General features: G+C 58.2%; 13 protein-coding genes. 5 read left to right on the top strand and 8 right to left on the bottom strand.

Translation table 11 applies throughout. The features are described from left to right. Nucleotides 1-588 precede the first annotated feature (588 nt). Both H6973_09255 and lolA read left to right on the top strand, forming a co-directional pair. The gene (locus H6973_09255) at nt 589-2,748 is read left to right on the top strand and encodes a hypothetical protein (protein ID MCP5125799.1); all 2,160 of its coding nucleotides are present in this window, start codon (nt 589-591) and stop codon (nt 2,746-2,748) included. A gap of 22 nt (nt 2,749-2,770) precedes the next feature. After that, a complete protein-coding gene (lolA, locus tag H6973_09250) occupies nt 2,771-3,466 on the top strand; it encodes an outer membrane lipoprotein chaperone LolA (protein MCP5125798.1) in 696 nt (231 codons plus the stop codon). A gap of 106 nt (nt 3,467-3,572) precedes the next feature. On the opposite strand, the gene rsxG is transcribed toward lolA, so the two are convergent. From rsxG to argF, 6 genes are read right to left on the bottom strand one after another with little or no spacing between them, the layout of a single operon-like run. Then, nucleotides 3,573-4,184 carry an electron transport complex subunit RsxG gene (gene rsxG / locus H6973_09245; GenBank protein MCP5125797.1) on the bottom strand — a complete coding sequence of 204 codons (612 nt, stop codon included), beginning with the start codon at nt 4,182-4,184 and terminating at the stop codon, nt 3,573-3,575. A 17-nt stretch (nt 4,185-4,201) separates the two neighbouring features. Next, nucleotides 4,202-5,239 carry an electron transport complex subunit RsxD gene (gene rsxD, locus H6973_09240; GenBank protein ID MCP5125796.1) on the bottom strand — a complete coding sequence of 346 codons (1,038 nt, stop codon included), beginning with the start codon at nt 5,237-5,239 and terminating at the stop codon, nt 4,202-4,204. Nucleotides 5,240-5,244: 5 nt separating this feature from the next. After that, nucleotides 5,245-6,789 (bottom strand): electron transport complex subunit RsxC, encoded by a 1,545-nt coding sequence (rsxC, locus tag H6973_09235; protein MCP5125795.1) that lies wholly within the window; start codon nt 6,787-6,789, stop codon nt 5,245-5,247. Further along, nucleotides 6,786-7,337, bottom strand: coding sequence for an electron transport complex subunit RsxB (gene rsxB / locus H6973_09230; protein ID MCP5125794.1), 552 nt, complete (start codon nt 7,335-7,337; stop codon nt 6,786-6,788). The genes rsxC and rsxB overlap by 4 nt, the downstream gene beginning before the upstream one ends. Before the next feature lie 6 nt (nt 7,338-7,343). Beyond that, the gene (gene rsxA / locus H6973_09225; GenBank protein MCP5125793.1) at nt 7,344-7,925 is read right to left on the bottom strand and encodes an electron transport complex subunit RsxA; all 582 of its coding nucleotides are present in this window, start codon (nt 7,923-7,925) and stop codon (nt 7,344-7,346) included. 21 nt (nt 7,926-7,946) lie between these two features. Continuing rightward, the gene (gene argF, locus H6973_09220; GenBank protein MCP5125792.1) at nt 7,947-8,855 is read right to left on the bottom strand and encodes an ornithine carbamoyltransferase; all 909 of its coding nucleotides are present in this window, start codon (nt 8,853-8,855) and stop codon (nt 7,947-7,949) included. A 283-nt stretch (nt 8,856-9,138) separates the two neighbouring features. Between argF and H6973_09215 the strand changes: the two genes are divergently transcribed. Next, the gene (locus H6973_09215; protein MCP5125791.1) at nt 9,139-11,460 is read left to right on the top strand and encodes a DNA internalization-related competence protein ComEC/Rec2; all 2,322 of its coding nucleotides are present in this window, start codon (nt 9,139-9,141) and stop codon (nt 11,458-11,460) included. A gap of 33 nt (nt 11,461-11,493) precedes the next feature. Here H6973_09215 and H6973_09210 read toward each other — a convergent pair whose 3' ends face one another. Continuing rightward, a complete protein-coding gene (locus H6973_09210; GenBank protein MCP5125790.1) occupies nt 11,494-12,612 on the bottom strand; it encodes a cell division protein ZapE in 1,119 nt (372 codons plus the stop codon). A 40-nt stretch (nt 12,613-12,652) separates the two neighbouring features. Further along, nucleotides 12,653-13,498, bottom strand: coding sequence for a 3'(2'),5'-bisphosphate nucleotidase CysQ (gene cysQ, locus H6973_09205; protein ID MCP5125789.1), 846 nt, complete (start codon nt 13,496-13,498; stop codon nt 12,653-12,655). Between the two features lie 116 nt (nt 13,499-13,614). Here cysQ and yrfG point away from each other — a divergent pair, with 116 nt between their 5' ends. Further along, nucleotides 13,615-14,286 carry a GMP/IMP nucleotidase gene (yrfG, locus tag H6973_09200; GenBank protein ID MCP5125788.1) on the top strand — a complete coding sequence of 224 codons (672 nt, stop codon included), beginning with the start codon at nt 13,615-13,617 and terminating at the stop codon, nt 14,284-14,286. Between the two features lie 75 nt (nt 14,287-14,361). After that, nucleotides 14,362-15,582 (top strand): trypsin-like peptidase domain-containing protein, encoded by a 1,221-nt coding sequence (locus H6973_09195; protein MCP5125787.1) that lies wholly within the window; start codon nt 14,362-14,364, stop codon nt 15,580-15,582. The last annotated feature ends 62 nt before the right edge of the window (nt 15,583-15,644 follow it).

The raw sequence follows: 15,644 nt of genomic DNA, 5'->3' as shown, positions 1-15,644 counted from the left end.
CCGCTCCATGCGGGGCTTTGTCGTTGGGGTCATGCCAACGATATTCAGATAGTAAGGACTGCAATTTTGGCGCAGGCATATCGTATTAAAAAAGAACCATCCGTCATTCGTGTTGGTATTTTCCGTTTCTTCAACAGTGCACTCCGTGAAATCAGTTTCTGGCTGTTCGCTGTAGTCGCACTGGCGATGATCGTCGCATTAACGACATTCAACCCGGCGGACCCGGCCTGGACCCATACCGTCGAGGTTGTCCAGCTGCATAACCTCGGTGGGATAGTCGGCGCCTGGTTTGCGGACGTTACTCTGTATATGTTTGGCTATCCAGCTTATCTATTACCGCTGGGTCTGGTGTTCGCCGGTTGGCGCTTATTCAAGCGTGGGGCGTTGCTGGAACTGGATGCGGAAATTGTGTTGTATCGGGTTCTGGGATTTGCCGTCGCGCTGGCTACTGCCTGTGGACTAGCGGCATTGCATCTGCGGGTTGTGCCGGGCGCCATGCCGGGTGATGGCTCCGCAGGTGGACTGGTGGGGATGCATGTCGGCCAGTTTCTGACCGGGGCGTTTGGTTTTGCTGGCGGTAATTTGTTCATGGTTGCCCTGCTGCTGGCGAGCCTAACACTGATGACTGGCGTTCCCTGGGTGACGATGATGGATTGGATCGGCCAGGCGACGCTCTGGGTATTGGATATGGCTGGCTGGTTGGCGCTGACGCCGCTGCGCTGGATGATGGGTTCGGCGTCTGGAGCGCGCCGTCAGCGTGCGGTCAATTCAGATCGGGAGGATGACGAACTGGACTCCGGGGAAACTATGAATTCCCCGAATCCCGTTGCGGAATCGGTCACCGAGACTGCCGTGCAGCGGACAGAACGCTCGCTGGCGGCGCGATGGATGGAGCAATCACGTGAGACCTTGATGGGGTGGGTAGATGCTGTTGCCGAAAAGTCGCGAGCCTGGCAGCGTAAGCGCTGCCTGGAAACCGATACCGGGGATTTGCTGGACGCAGCAGTTGCAGTGCCTCCTGTCGACGCCAATGACGCCCAGGAACTGACCATCAAGCCCGCCGCCTTGCAATCTCCGGTTGCAAGTGCTGAGTGCGGGTCGATAGCTGGAGAAGGTCGGCATTCGGTGCGGATTGAGCCTATATTTAATCTGCCCTCCGCATCAGTAGAACTACTGGAACCACAGGCGGTGGTTCAACCGTCCAAGGAGACCACAGTTGACCGATCAATATCCGACTTAACCCTGGTACCGGTGCTGTCTACTCATTCATCCTCCACCAACGCTTCCCCTCTCCCTCTAACCGCTTCCTGTGAAGAGCAGGATGAGATTATTCCGCCCCCGCAACCGGCTTCTCGGACCCGGAGCAAGGAAGCGGTTGCTGATGTGCCGGCTACGCCAGTGACTCCCGCCGAACCAGTCTCCCTGACTCAATCCCGGACGGTCGCGCCCGTGACCACTGCGGCCCGTCGCGTAGCGCCGCCACGCCCGTCCATACCTGTTGTCCTGCCGCCGCTGGAGTTGCTTGACTCGCCGCTGCTGCGCACGACCGGCTATGGGAGCGATTTGCTCGATGAAATGTCGCGCCGGCTGGAAAGCCTGCTCAAAAGCTTCGGCATTGCGGCCCAGGTGGTTGCCGTGGAGCCGGGGCCGGTCATTACCCGCTTTGAAATCGAACCGGCCCCAGGCATCAAGGTCAATCAGATTAGCAATCTGGTTAAGGATTTGGCGCGCGGTTTGTCGGTGACCAGCGTCCGCGTGGTGGAGATCATTCCCGGCAAGTCGGTCATTGGCCTGGAAATCCCCAATCGCAAGCGGGAGATTGTCCATCTGCGCGAGACGTTGGAGTCGTTGGCCTATGCCCAGTCCACCGCGCCGCTGACTCTGGTGTTGGGTAAGGATATTGGCGGTAATCCGGTGGTGGCGAACTTGAACAAGATGCCGCATTTGTTGGTCGCCGGAACAACCGGTTCCGGCAAGTCAGTAGCGCTCAACACCATGCTGTTGAGTTTGCTTTACAAATCCCCGCCGCGCGATGTGCGGCTGATTTTGGTGGACCCGAAGGCGCTGGAGTTGTCCATGTACGAGGACATCCCGCATCTGCTGACGCCGGTGGTGACCGACATGAAGGAAGCGGTGAACGCCCTGCGCTGGTGTGTGGCCGAGATGGAGCGGCGTTACCGGCTGATGGCGGCGCTGAAGGTGCGTAATATCGCCGGGTTTAATCGCAAGGTGCTGGATGCGTTGGATGCTGGAGAAGGATTGGCCGATCCGTTCTGGAACCCAGATAACGCCGAAATCCCAGGCGAGATTGCGGTGTTGCAACCGTTGCCGTTCATCGTGGTGGTGATCGATGAACTGGCCGACATGATGATGATCGTCGGCAAGAAGGTAGAGGAACTGATTGCCCGTCTGGCGCAGAAGGCGCGAGCTGCCGGGATTCATCTGATTCTGGCGACCCAGCGGCCATCGGTGGATGTGATTACCGGTCTGATCAAGGCCAATATTCCTACCCGGATCGCTTTCCAGGTCTCATCGCGGGTGGATTCGCGCACCATTCTCGACCAGATGGGCGCGGAACAATTACTGGGGCATGGCGACATGCTATATCTGCCTCCTGGAACCGGATTGCCGCAACGGGTGCATGGGGCGTTTGTTGATGATCACGAAGTCAATCGGGTCGTGGAGTATCTGCGTCAGACCGGCGCGCCAGATTACCTTGATGATGTGTTGGCGGAGCCGCAGGGATAAGGTGAGAACGGCGGCGGGAACGATGAAAGGGAAGGCCACGGCGGTTGATCTAACTTGGAGTTACCTGATGCTTCGGAAGCATAACCTGATTTATAGATGGGCGCGCATGTTGCTCGCGCTGGTTCTGGGAGGGAGCCTGACCCTATCGGTCCAGTCTGCGCCTCAGTCGCCGGTGCAATCCTATTTCCAGGACTTGCAGTCGCTACGGGCGGATTTTATCCAGCGGGTGTTCGATGAACAGTCCCGGATTGTGCAGACGTCCAGCGGCCAAATGTTGATGCAAAAGCCCGGCAGGTTCCGTTGGGATTATCAGACGCCGGCGGAACAGATCATCGTTGCTGACGGCAAGCGGTTGTGGGCCTATGATGTTGATCTGGCGCAGGTCACCGTTCGTCAATTGGACACGGCGCTGAGTTCAACCCCCCTGGCGTTGCTCAGCGGCGCGGCGCCGATTGAGGAGACCTTTACTGTGGGTCCGGTTCGCCAGCAGAATGGCGTGAGCTGGTATGAACTGACGCCGCGCCAGCCACAGTCGGAATTCCGATTGTTGCGAGTGGCGTTCAAGGGCGATCTGCTGGTCAGTTTGGAATTGGAGGATCATTTCGGCCAGCGCACCCAGCTGGATTTTCAGCATCTGGAGCGCAACCCGGTCCTCGATCCGGGTCTGCTGAAATTCACTCCTCCTCCCGGTGTTGATGTGGTGGGCGAAACAGGTTGATTCCTGAATGGGGTTGTGAAAGGCCAGACCTTTGCGCTGGCGACCGTGGAGCGTCCCTGGTCATTTGCCGGTAATGGCGAAGCGTTTTAATAGACTGTCTCAGCGCTTACTCTTTCGCCGCCGGCGCAAACAGTTCTTGCTGATGATCCCGAACATACTCCAGAAATTTGTGGACTGCCTTAACCACTGCTCGGGGCGTAATGGTCGCCCCCGTGAGTTGATCAAACGCGCCGCCGTCCCGTTTCACCTTCCATTGCGCCGAGGAAGGATTTGCCAGCGATTTCCCGGTAAACGCTAAAATCCACGGTGAACGCCGTTCTTCAACGCCATCTCCCAAACCAGGCGTTTCCTTGTGCTCCAGCACCCGCACCCCGGCCAGTGTCCCATCCACATAGACGCCGATCAGCAGTTGAATAGGGCCGGCATACCCATCTGGCGCGGTGGGCGTTGCGAACAGTGCGACCGGTTGACCCGCCTTGCGCGCCCGATAAACGGTGACCGGCTGATCGGTGCCCAACCACTCCGGGGCAATCACTTCAATCCGATCCTCGGTCACCCGGTTATCATAACGATCCGCCGGCGCCAATTGATTAAGGCGGGCCTCCAGCGCCGCCCGTTGCGCCTCGGCAATGATATCCCTGGTTCCACTGTAGGTCACGGCCACCAATCCCGTACCGACCATGGCGAACCCGGTCAGGATCAAGGCGGCAATGCCCATGCTGCGTGCGACTTTCTTCATCCGCGTCGCGCTCCGAACACCCGGGGTTGGGTGTAGAGATCAATCGTCGGCGCAGCGATGTTCATCAGCAGCACTGAGAACGCTACGCCATCGGGGTATCCGCCAAAGCCGCGAATGATGTACACCAGAATACCAATGCCCATCCCGTAGATCAGCCGACCGCGCGGGGTCGTGCTGGCGGTCACTGGATCGGTGGCGATAAAGAAAGCGCCGAAAATCGCCGCGCCGCTCCAGAGATGAAACCACGGTGGCGCGTAACGCTGTGAGTCAACCAGATAGAAGACCGTGGCGATCACCGCCAGCCCGCCCAGCATCCCTACTGGAATTCGCCAATCGGCGGTCCGGGTATAAATCAGCCATAAACCGCCCGCCAGAAAGCCCAGCGCCGCCCATTCCCAACCTTGACCGGCGACGATGCCAAACACTGGACTGTTGCGAATTTCGGTCACCGTCAACCCCAATCCGATCTGGGTGCGCAGCGCATCAAGCGGGGTCGCGCCGGTCAGGGCGTCCAGGGTAAAACGCGCTGGCCATTCGTTGCTGAGAATCGCTTGCAGCGTTTCCAGAAAAGTCAGGGCATGCGGCTGATCCAGACCATGTGGAATCAGCCAGGTACTCATTTCGCGCGGAAAGGAGATCAGCAGCACCACGTAACCGATCATCGCTGGATTGAATGGGTTATAACCCAGCCCCCCATACAGATGTTTGGCGACTATGATGGCTGACACAATGCCCAGAGCCGTCAGCCACCACGGCGCCAGCGGCGGCAGCGCTACGGCTAGCAACCAGGCGGTAACCACGGCGCTGAAGTCGCTGAGATGGAGCGCCAGCGGTCGACCGCGCACCGTGAGCATCACTGTCTCCGCCAGCAGTGCAACGGCAGTCGCAATGATTAGGTTAATGAGGATGCCCCACCCGAAGAACCAAGTCAGCGCAGCAATGCCGGGAATCATGGCGTACAAAACCCGGCGCATGACTTGGCCGACGCTGACATTCTGGGAAATATGCGGAGAAGTAACAATCTTAAAACGCATGGTGTTCAAGCGTCCTGCTTGCTGGTGGCAGTGGGAGTAGAAGAGTCGGGACGTAGCTTGGCCCGCGCGACCGCGGTTTCGATATCCAGTTTACCACCCTGTTCACTCTCCGTTTTGACGGCCTTGGCCGGGGCTTTTTGCCGCAACTTGGCCTCACGCTCCTGCTTTTCACGCTCTAGCCGCTCCAGTCGCGCCTGATGGCGCTGCCGGGCCAACTCAGCCTTCTGCTTTTCCTTCTCCTGCGCCCAGATTTCATTTTTGGCGTAGCGGTAATATTGCACCAGCGGAATATGGCTGGGGCAGACCACGCTGCAACAACCGCATTCGATGCAACTGAATAAGTGATAATCCTGCGCCTTATCGAACTCCTTGGCCCGGGCGTGCCAGTAGAGTTGCTGAGGCAACAGATCGGCGGGACAAACATCCACGCAGGCGCCGCATCGGATGCAGGGCATGACCGGTTGCGTCGGAGTCAATTCCTCGGCGCTGGCCGCCAGAATGCAGTTGGCCGCCTTGGTCAGCGGAACTTCGTCGCTATGCAGGGCAAAACCCATCATCGGTCCGCCCATAATCAGCCGCTCCACGCCTTCCCGATAACCGCCCGCTTGTTCAACCAGTTCAGCGAATGGCGTACCGAGTAACGTCTGAAAATTGCCCGGCTGACTGACATGGCCGGTTACCGTCACCACTCGGGAAATGACCGGTTCGCCATGATCGACCGTGCGATGCACCGTGTAGGCCGTAGCGACATTGAAGCACTGTACGCCGACATCGACCGGCAAGCCCTCGACGGGCGTTTCTTTACCCGTCAGCAGCTTGACCAGTTGTTTGACGCTGCCGCTGGGATAGCGGGTGGGTACGGGCCGGACTTCATAACCGGTTCCGACGCATGCCTCGGTCATAGCAGCAATCGCTTCCGGCTTGTCATCTTCAATGCCGATCAACACCTCGCGCGGCGCCAGCAGGTGAGCCATGACATGCAATCCAGCGACGATGCCCGCCGCCTGTTCGCACATCAGCCGATCATCGCAGGTGATCCATGGTTCACATTCTGCGCCGTTCAGGATCAAGGTCTCCAGATGCTCGCAGTGACCGCCGAGATTGAGCTTGACCGCACTGGGAAACGCCGCCCCGCCCAGACCGACGATGCCCGCGTTACGCAAGACATTGCGCAATTCACTGGGATGTAAAGTCCGATAATCCACCGGTTGGCGCTCGATCCAGCGTTCTTCGCCATCGCTGTCGATCACCACGCACAGGTCGGGCAAGCCGGAAGGATGCGGCACAGGCCGGGTCTCCACCGCAGTGACTACACCGGATGTGGGTGCATGGACCGCGGCGCTGATGTACCCGTCAGCTTGGCCAATCATCTGGCCCTTTAGAACGTGCTTGCCGGATTCAACCAGAGGTTTGGCCATCGCGCCGATGTGTTGGCGTAGCGGCACGGTCAGTCGGCGCGGCAACGCAGCACGCTGGATCGGCTGTTGATTGGATTCGGTTTTATGGCGAACGGTTTTCAACCCACCGTGGAAGGGGTACAAGCGGCTCATGCAGCGGCTTTAACAGTCACGTCGGGATAAGTCCATTTCCAGGTGGCAATGGTCTGCGCGACCGGGACCATGTCGATACAGTCCACCGGACAGGGCGCCAGACACAACTCGCAACCGGTACATTCGCTGGCGATCACCGTATGCATGTGCTTGGCCGCGCCGAGAATGGCGTCCACCGGACAGGCTTGGATGCATAAGGTGCAACCGATGCAGTTCTGCTCGTCGATCACCGCCAGCATTTTCGGTTTCGCAACCCCATGCTCGGCGCTCAGCGGCTTGGGATCGCGGCCTAACAGGTCAGCCAAAGCGGCAACGCCGTTTTCACCACCCGGCGGACATTGATTGATGTCGGCTTCCCCGGCGGCGATGGCTTCGGCGTAAGGCCGGCACCCTGGATAGCCACATTGCCCACATTGAGTTTGCGGAAGAATGGCGTCGATCTTGTCAACAATCGGATCGCCTTCCACCCTGAAACGGACGGCGGCAAAGCCCAGCAGCAGGCCGGAAACGCCGGCCAGCGCACTTAACACGATAATTGCGGCAATCATTCTTCCTTAGCCTCTCACCAAACCGGCAAAGCCCATGAACGCCAGCGACATCAATCCAGCGGTTACCAGGGTGATGGCCGCACCTCGAAACGGGATCGGCACATCCGCGGTCACGATGCGCTCGCGCATGGCCGCGAACAGCACCATCACCAGCGAAAAACCCACTGCTGCGCCGAAGCCGTACAAGCCCGATTCAACAAAGCCATGCCGGGTTTGGACATTCAGCAGGGCGACGCCCAGCACCGCACAGTTCGTGGTGATCAGCGGCAGATAAATTCCCAGCACCTGATACAGCAGCGGACTGGTTTTATGCACGACCATCTCGGTGAACTGGACGACCACGGCAATGACCAGAATGAAAGCGATGGTCCGCAGATATTCGAGTCCTAACGGCGCCAGCAGATACTCGTCAGTGAGATAGGCGCAAATGGATGACAGGGTCAGCACGAAAGTCGTCGCTAGCCCCATGCCCAGGGCGGTTTCCAGCTTGCGGGATACGCCCATGAAGGGACATAGCCCCAGAAATTTCACCAGCACAAAATTATTGACCAGGATCGTGCCGATCAGGATCAGCGCATACTCTTTCATAAATGAGCGTTCAAAGTCGGTTCATTTTGCAAGCAACAAAAATTCCATGAGCGCCTTTTGCGCGTGCAGGCGATTCTCCGCCTGATCCCAGACCCGGCTTTGTGGTCCGTCGATGACCTCAGCGCTGACTTCCTCGCCGCGATGGGCGGGCAGGCAATGCAGAAAAAGGGCGTCAGGCTTAGCCTGGGCCATGATTTCAGACGTCACTTGATAGGGCGAAAAATCACGAATCCGCCGCTCTTGCTGCTCTTCCTTACCCATGCTGGACCATACGTCGGTGGTCACCAGGTCCGCATTCCGGGCAGCGGCCAGCGGGTCGCGCAACAGAACCACTCGACCCGCCGCGCGTTTTAACAACTCGGCATCCGGTTCATAACCTAGGGGTACTGCGATGCGCAACTGGAAATCACATTGACAAGCGGCGCTTAGATAGCTGTTGCACATATTATTACCATCGCCAATCCAGGCCACGGTTCGACCCTGAATTTCGCCGTGATGTTCAATGAAAGTTTGCAGATCCGCCAACAACTGACAGGGATGGTTGTGGTCGGTTAACCCATTGATCACTGGTGCGGTGGAATATTCAGCGAAACGTTCGATGCTTGCATGGGCAAAGGTACGGATCATTACCAGGTCTACCATGCTGGACACGACCCTGGCGGTGTCCTCAATCGGTTCACCCCGGCCCAGCTGGGTATCGCGCGGCGACAGGAAAATCGCGTTGCCGCCCAGCTGCGCCATGCCCGCCTCGAAGGAGACCCGTGTGCGCGTGGAGGCTTTCTCAAAAATCATACCCAACACTTTGCCTGGAAACGGCGCGGAATATTCCCCACGCTGGCGCAGCATCTTAAATTCATTGGCGCGCTGCAGGATCTGTCGCAATTCAGTCGGAGTTAAATCAAACAGGCTGAGAAAATGGCGTGTTTTCATTATAGGGATTTCGCTGCAAAGCCGGATGACCGGCCCTTCTAAATGATTGCAAACCGGCTTGCGGAAGGCACGCTTTCCTGGGGCGCACCGTTCGCAAGCTGTTCTCCAAAATCAAAACGGCAGCGTTAAAAGCTGCCATAGTAGAATTATAGATCATGTTTTCAGCGGAATCGTGCTGGCGCTTTTGATGACCAGCGAAACCGCATTCTTCATTATGAATATGGAACAGCGCCCTTTACCACATAAGGTTCTTTTTGGAAATCAACTGGGTATTTAATACTCCATGCGCCTGGGCGCCATCGCTTTTTTGATTGGCATTCTGCTCCTGGAAGCGTTCCCGGAATTGCCTGATCGACGCTGGGCGCTGGCGTTGCCCGGCGTCGCGCTTATTGTATGGCGCGTCCCCTGGTTGCGATTGCCGGTTTGGAGCCTGGCAGGATTTCTATGGGCCTTGTTACTAGCCCCTTCGGTTGCCATGTTACCTAATGAACTGGAAGGTATGGAACTTCCGGTCGAGGGCTGGATCGCGACGATCCCGGAGCATGAAGGTCGCAGTATCCGCTTCGTATTCGAGGTTGCTTCGATTGACGGCAACGAGCAATCTTCGATGCTCCTGGCGAGTCATCGATTGCGTCTGTCCTGGTGGGATAATGGCGAAGCTGATGATGTAGAAGCCGACTCCGCCGCCGATCCGGCCTTGCGAGTCGGTGATCGCTGGCAATTCACCGTGCGACTCAAAAAACCCTGGGGACTGCGCAATCCCGGCGGCTTCGATTACGAACGCTGGTTATACGCTCAGGGTATCATCGCCACCGGTTCGATTCGCCCCCACCCGTCGCCGCGCCGGTTGGCCGAAGCCGAGCGTTATCCGGTGAACCGTTATCGCCAATTGATCGCCGACCGTTTTCAACAGGCGTTACCCGGCAATCCATATACTGGTATTTTGACTGCTTTGGCGGTGGGTGAACGAGGCGGCATCAGTCCCTGGCAATGGGAAACTTTCCGGCGCACGGGCACGAGTCACCTGATGGCGATCTCCGGGACGCATGTCGGTTTGATCGCCAGCCTGGCGTTTGTGCTGGTCTGGAACCTATGGAGTCGAGTCCCCGCCTGGGCGCTGTGCTGGCCGGCCACTCGCGCGGCGGCGCTGGGCGCGCTGTTCGGGGCCGGTGGTTATACCCTGTTGTCCGGATTGGCGGTGCCTGCCCAGCGTTCCTTTCTCATGGTGGCTGTGGCCATGCTCGCGTTGATCGCCTTGCGTCCGGTGGCGGCGGGACGCATTCTGGCGCTGGCGTTGCTGGTGGTGTTGATCGTCGATCCTGGCGCACCCATGGGGGTAGGATTCTGGCTGTCCTTCGGAGCCGTGGCGGTGATTCTCTACAGTGTCAGCGGTCGTTGGCATGAACGCCATGCGTTTGGTCAAACGGTCCGCCTGCAACTGAATATCACCTTGGGACTGTTGCCGCCAACGCTCTTGTTCTTTCAACAGTTCCCGTTGATAGCGCCGGTTGCCAACCTGATCGCCATTCCCTGGGTGGGTTTGACCGTGCTGCCCCTAAGTCTGCTGGCGGCGCTGCTGACGCCGGTGAGCACGGCCTTGCAGTCGCTGATCCTGAATTTAGCGGCTATGACCATGGAAGGGTTATGGCACATTCTCCGCGGGTTGGATCAATGGCCCGATCTGGTGTTGCACCGTCCGACACCGCCAGTTTGGACGTTGGCGCTGGCCCTGATCGGTGTGGCCTGGCTCCTGGCGCCTCGCGGCCTACCGGGGCGCTGGCTGGGCATCCCTCTATGTTTGCCGTTGCTGTGGCCGCCGATTTTGTTACCGGCCTCCGGCGGATTCTGGTTCACCTTGCTGGATGTTGGCGAGGGTCTGTCCGCCGTAGTGCGCACCCGGAATCATATCCTGGTCTACGATACGGGCCGGCGGCTCGGTTTCACGTTGGACGCTGGACGCGCAGTACTGGCGCCTTTCCTGCGTTGGCAGGGCGCGGAGCGGGTCGATACGCTGATCGTCAGCCACGCCGATAGCCAGCATATGAGCGGAGTGCGCTCACTGCGAGAGTTGTTGCCAGTAGAGCGCATTCTGACCTCGGTGCCTGAGCAAATGCCCATTGACGGCGCGGAACCGTGCCGGGCCGGCCAGGTTTGGGAATGGGATGGAGTGCGCTTTCAGGTGCTGCATCCGCCCCCGCAGGGTTTCAGCGATGATAATGCCTCCTGCGTTCTCAAAGTCGAGGGGATCACAGGTCGAGTGCTGCTGCCCGGCGATATCGAAACCCGTGCGGAAATCGCGCTGGCGAAAACCTATGGGAACGGGTTAACCGCTGAGGTGCTGGTCGCCCCGCATCAGGGTCGCCGTAATCTATCCACGCCGATCTTTCTGGATGCGATTCACCCACGCTACATCCTGTTTGCAACCGGCTACCACAACCGCTACGGCTACCCGCGCGCCGATACCGTGGCTCGATACCAGGCTACCGGCGCGGCCTTGCTCGATTCCTCCTGGGAAGGCGCGCTGACCTTTCGCCTGGAGCCGGGTCAACCGTTAGTGCCGGAACGCGAGCGAAGCAGGAACCGGCATTATTGGGATGCGCCTTGAGCGGACGCACAACGAGTAGCGGAATCGCAGAATCTACGGCACATGCGGCCGTTCCAGATATTCATGCGACTGCATTTCTTGCAAGCGGCTCACCGTGCGCTGGAACTCGAATTTCAGTTTTTGGCCGGTATAAAGTTCGTGGGGCGGCGCGGCGGCAGAGATGATCAGTTTTACGCTCCGGTCGTAAAATTCATCGACCAGATTCACGAAACGCCGCGCCTGATTCTCCATTTGCCAATCCATGACCGGGATATTGGAAATCAGCACCGTATGAAAACAGCGAGCGATTTCGATGTAGTCGTTCGTGCCGCGCGGCCCATCGCAAATCGCCCGGAAGTTGAACCAGACGATATCGTCTGCCTCGCGCAGGGTGGGAATAAAACGGCCTTCAATTTCCAAATCGCCGCCGCGATGCCCCGGCTCAGGCGCAATGTTGCTGAATATTTCATGCAAAATCTGCTCGGCCCGGTCATCCAACGGATAATGATAAATCTCGGCCTTTTCCAGATAGCGCAACCGATAATCGGTGCCGCCATCCACATTTAAAATATCCAGATGTTGCTTGATTAAATCAATCGCTGGTAGAAAGCGCGCTCGTTGCAAGCCATCCTTGTATAAATCATCAGGCGGGATGTTGGAAGTCGTAATTAACGTCACGCCACGGGCAAACAACTCTTTCAGCAAACCGTACAGCAACATGGCGTCGGTAATGTCGGAAACAAAGAACTCATCCAGACAGATGACGCGCGCTTTTTCGGCAAAGCGCTGAGCGACAATGCGCAAGGGTTCCTGTTGCTGTTTAAGCTGTTTAAGTTCACCGTGAACCGCACGCATGAAACTGTGAAAGTGAATGCGCTGCTTGTGCTCCAGAGGCAACGCATCGACGAAAGTGTCCACCAGATAGGTCTTGCCGCGACCGACGCCGCCCCACATGTAGAGTCCGCGAATCGCAGGGCTGCTACTGACGGCGGCAGGTTTATCGCGACCAGTTAACCGGCTCAACAGGCCGCCGGTCTTCTTAATGGGCGCTGGCTCCGGTTGAGCCATCAATTGATCGTAGATTTTCTGCAAGTGCAGAATAGCTCGTTCCTGGGCAGGATCATGCTGGAATCCTTCCCTTTCCAGATCAAGGCGATAACGTTCGTAGGGCATAGCGGAACTCAATAAAGTCTGGTTTGCTTTTGACAAATCACTAATTACTAACCGCACGGGATTGGCGTTGCGATAGATAGCGGGACCAATCGCGTCCGGTGTCGCCGAATGCAAAGAAATCGGGGTTAATCAGCACAGGCCGGGCGTTATAGCGCAGCGGCCGCAGTTGCATATCGGTCATCTGACCTCCGCCTTCCTCGATAATGATTTGCGCAGCAGCCGTATCCCATTCGCCGGTTGGCCCGAAGCGCGGATAAAGATCTGCTTTCCCTTCAGCAATCAGGCACGATTTCAGCGCGCTACCCATGAACAGATGTCGATAGTCGCCCAGTTGTTTCAGATAATCCTGCAAGCGGCGACTCCGGTAAGAAGCTTCACTGCTAGTCACCCGGGGAGGCTGATGGCTGCTCTGGGCGACCTGGATACGCCAGGCGGGTTTGCCGCTGCGGGGTTTCTTCCAGGCGCCGCCGCCGCGCCAGGCGTAGTAACAGACGCCGTCGACAGGCGAGAGAACCAGTCCGAACACAGCCTCATGTTGGTGAATCAGCGCAATGTTCACGGAGAACTGATCGCTGCGTCGAATAAATTCGCGAGTGCCATCGAGGGGGTCCACCAACCACAGCCATTCCCATTGGCTGCGTTCCGCGAAACCGATTTCGGAGGCTTCCTCGGACAGGATCGGAATCTGAGGGGTCAGGCGAATCAGGCCACGCAGGATGCAGTTATGAGCGGCGAGATCCGCCTCGGTGACCGGGCTTTGATCGGCTTTTTCGATAATACTGAAGGAACCGGCGTACACGTCCAAAATGCGGCGTCCCGCCTCCCGGGCGATGGCCTGAACCGGCTCCGCCAGGGCGGACAATTCGATAGGAGGGACGTCGTTCATGACATGAAAAACCTCGTGGGTCGTTATAATGATGTGGAGTGCGTATCAACCATCTGCATTCACGCACTAATTCTACACAAAATTCACCCCAAGCCGCTTGTCGGCGGAGTTTTTCCATGACTCATGACCTGCGGTTGCCATGGCCAGAGATTGACACGGTGCTGCTGGATATGGACGGCACTTTGCTGGATTTGCATTTCGACAATCATTTCTGGCGGGAATTAATTCCGAAACGCTACGCCGAACGTCATGGTTTGTCACTGGATCAGGCGCGCGTCGAGATCAAGACGCGCACCCGGGCGATTGAGGGGACACTGGAGTGGTATTGCCTGGATTACTGGACGCGGGAACTGGCGCTGGACATTATGGCGCTGAAACGTGAAATCGAGGGCCTGATTGCGGTCCATCCCCATGTTGTAGAATTTCTCATGGCCTTGCGCGCTGCCGGCAAGCGGATTCTCTTGGTCACCAATGCGCATCAGCACAGCCTGGCGCTGAAGATGGAGAAGACCCGATTGACCGGACATTTTGACGCCATGATTTGCGCCCATGACCTTGGGTTGGTCAAAGAACAACCGGAATTTTGGCCGCGGCTGCGGGAAATTGAGCCTTTCGATCCGGCGACGACGTTGTTGGTGGACGATAATTTATCGATTCTGCGCACGGCGCGGGATTATGGCGTCAGACGCTTGGTATCGGTGCTGCGGCCAGATTCTGTCGATCCGCCCCGGACACCGGACGGATTTCCAGCTATTCATGATTTTTCTGATTTACTGCCTATTACATAGGCGTTTACCTTCCTCCCTTTGAAGAACGAGGCTGAGGGGGACGCACAGGCGACGGGTTAGGCGTGAGGGGGCGTCATGCGTGAACTGCAAGCAGGACAGAATCAACCGATTGGTAGCGGTCGGGTCGTGGTCGGCGTCAGCGGCGAGCCGCGCGAGGATTTCGAGGCTCAAACCCAGACTGGCGCAGTGTTGCTGGGCGTCGATGGGCAGGCGCGCGACCTATCTGATTTGGTCAGCGCCGAACAACCCGATTCTCCCGATGGTTCAGTGACATTTGCTGGTTATCCCCCCGCGTTTCGTATCGAACTGGATGCGTTGCCGTCTGCTGTCGCCCGCATCGCTATCGTGTTGGCGATCAAGCCGGGCATGCCGCCGGGCGTGACCTTTGGCGTCTTCACTGCGATTCGGGCCTGGCTGACCGATGCAGCCGACAAGCCGTTGTTGCTGTTCCCGCTGCCGCCGGCCCGTCGCGGCGAAACCGCAATGATCATGGCGGAGCTGTATCGTCACCAGGGTCAATGGAAATTTCGAGCGGTAGGGCAGGGATTTGTCGCCGGACTGCCGGCGCTGGCGGCGCATTTCGGGCTACGGGTCCCCCAACCGGCGCCGGGCGCACAACCGATTGCCGGATCCGGACCACGGCATGGCTCGGGTCAACCCATCGGTCTCACCGCGTTCAGCGGCACGGGGTTTTGCATTCATCCCGAGGGCTATATTTTAACCAATCACCATGTCATTGAAGGCGCAAGAGAAATCCTGGCCCGCTCCCCTCGTCAACGCTGTCGGTTGGAGCCGGTGTTCGCTGATCCCACCAACGACCTGGCGCTGTTGCGGGCGGATACGACATGGCCAGGCGTGGCGGTCTTCCGCGAAGGACGACAGGCGCAACTCGGTGAAGCGGTGATTGTCGTGGGCTATCCGCTTGGCGGTTTACTCGGTTCCGGCCCCCAGGTGACTACCGGTAACGTCAGTTCGCTGATTGGCCCCGGCGACGATACCCGCTCGTTGCAATTTACCGCGCCGATTCAATCCGGCAACAGCGGCGGCCCGGTGCTGGATGGCGACGGCGCGGTTGTTGGCGTGGTCAGCTCCAAACTGAACGCCGTGCGCGTCCACGAAATGACCGGCGACATTCCGCAAAATGTCAACTTTGCCATCAAGGCAGCCCTAGCGCGCAGCTTCCTGGACGCCGTGGGTGTGGATTGCCAGAGCCGCGCGCCCCGTTCTGCCCGCGGTACAGCCGAGATTGCCACCGAAGCGCGCGATTTCGTGGTGAAAATTGAATGCCAGGGGTAGTCGTTGACGCTGATTCAGTCTCATGATCATATCGCTTACAACCGCTCAATTTCCGTTAAGAA

Source organism: Gammaproteobacteria bacterium (assembly GCA_024235095.1).
Taxonomy (GTDB): Bacteria; Pseudomonadota; Gammaproteobacteria; order Competibacterales; family Competibacteraceae; genus UBA2383.
The sequence above is the reverse complement of the archived record's forward strand: the minus strand, read 5'-3'. Positions and strand labels throughout refer to the sequence as shown.

What these genes read in the sequence shown, in the direction of transcription:
- H6973_09255 (MCP5125799.1), top strand. Translation starts at nt 589, where the DNA reads ATGGTTGCCCTGCTGCTGGCGAGCCTAACACTGATGACTGGCGTTCCC.
- lolA (MCP5125798.1), top strand. Translation starts at nt 2,771, where the DNA reads ATGAAAGGGAAGGCCACGGCGGTTGATCTAACTTGGAGTTACCTGATG.
- rsxG (MCP5125797.1), bottom strand. Translation starts at nt 4,184, where the DNA reads ATGGGCATTGCCGCCTTGATCCTGACCGGGTTCGCCATGGTCGGTACG.
- rsxD (MCP5125796.1), bottom strand. Translation starts at nt 5,239, where the DNA reads ATGCGTTTTAAGATTGTTACTTCTCCGCATATTTCCCAGAATGTCAGC.
- rsxC (MCP5125795.1), bottom strand. Translation starts at nt 6,789, where the DNA reads ATGAGCCGCTTGTACCCCTTCCACGGTGGGTTGAAAACCGTTCGCCAT.
- rsxB (MCP5125794.1), bottom strand. Translation starts at nt 7,337, where the DNA reads ATGATTGCCGCAATTATCGTGTTAAGTGCGCTGGCCGGCGTTTCCGGC.
- rsxA (MCP5125793.1), bottom strand. Translation starts at nt 7,925, where the DNA reads ATGAAAGAGTATGCGCTGATCCTGATCGGCACGATCCTGGTCAATAAT.
- argF (MCP5125792.1), bottom strand. Translation starts at nt 8,855, where the DNA reads ATGAAAACACGCCATTTTCTCAGCCTGTTTGATTTAACTCCGACTGAA.
- H6973_09215 (MCP5125791.1), top strand. Translation starts at nt 9,139, where the DNA reads ATGCGCCTGGGCGCCATCGCTTTTTTGATTGGCATTCTGCTCCTGGAA.
- H6973_09210 (MCP5125790.1), bottom strand. Translation starts at nt 12,612, where the DNA reads ATGCCCTACGAACGTTATCGCCTTGATCTGGAAAGGGAAGGATTCCAG.
- cysQ (MCP5125789.1), bottom strand. Translation starts at nt 13,498, where the DNA reads ATGAACGACGTCCCTCCTATCGAATTGTCCGCCCTGGCGGAGCCGGTT.
- yrfG (MCP5125788.1), top strand. Translation starts at nt 13,615, where the DNA reads ATGACTCATGACCTGCGGTTGCCATGGCCAGAGATTGACACGGTGCTG.
- H6973_09195 (MCP5125787.1), top strand. Translation starts at nt 14,362, where the DNA reads ATGCGTGAACTGCAAGCAGGACAGAATCAACCGATTGGTAGCGGTCGG.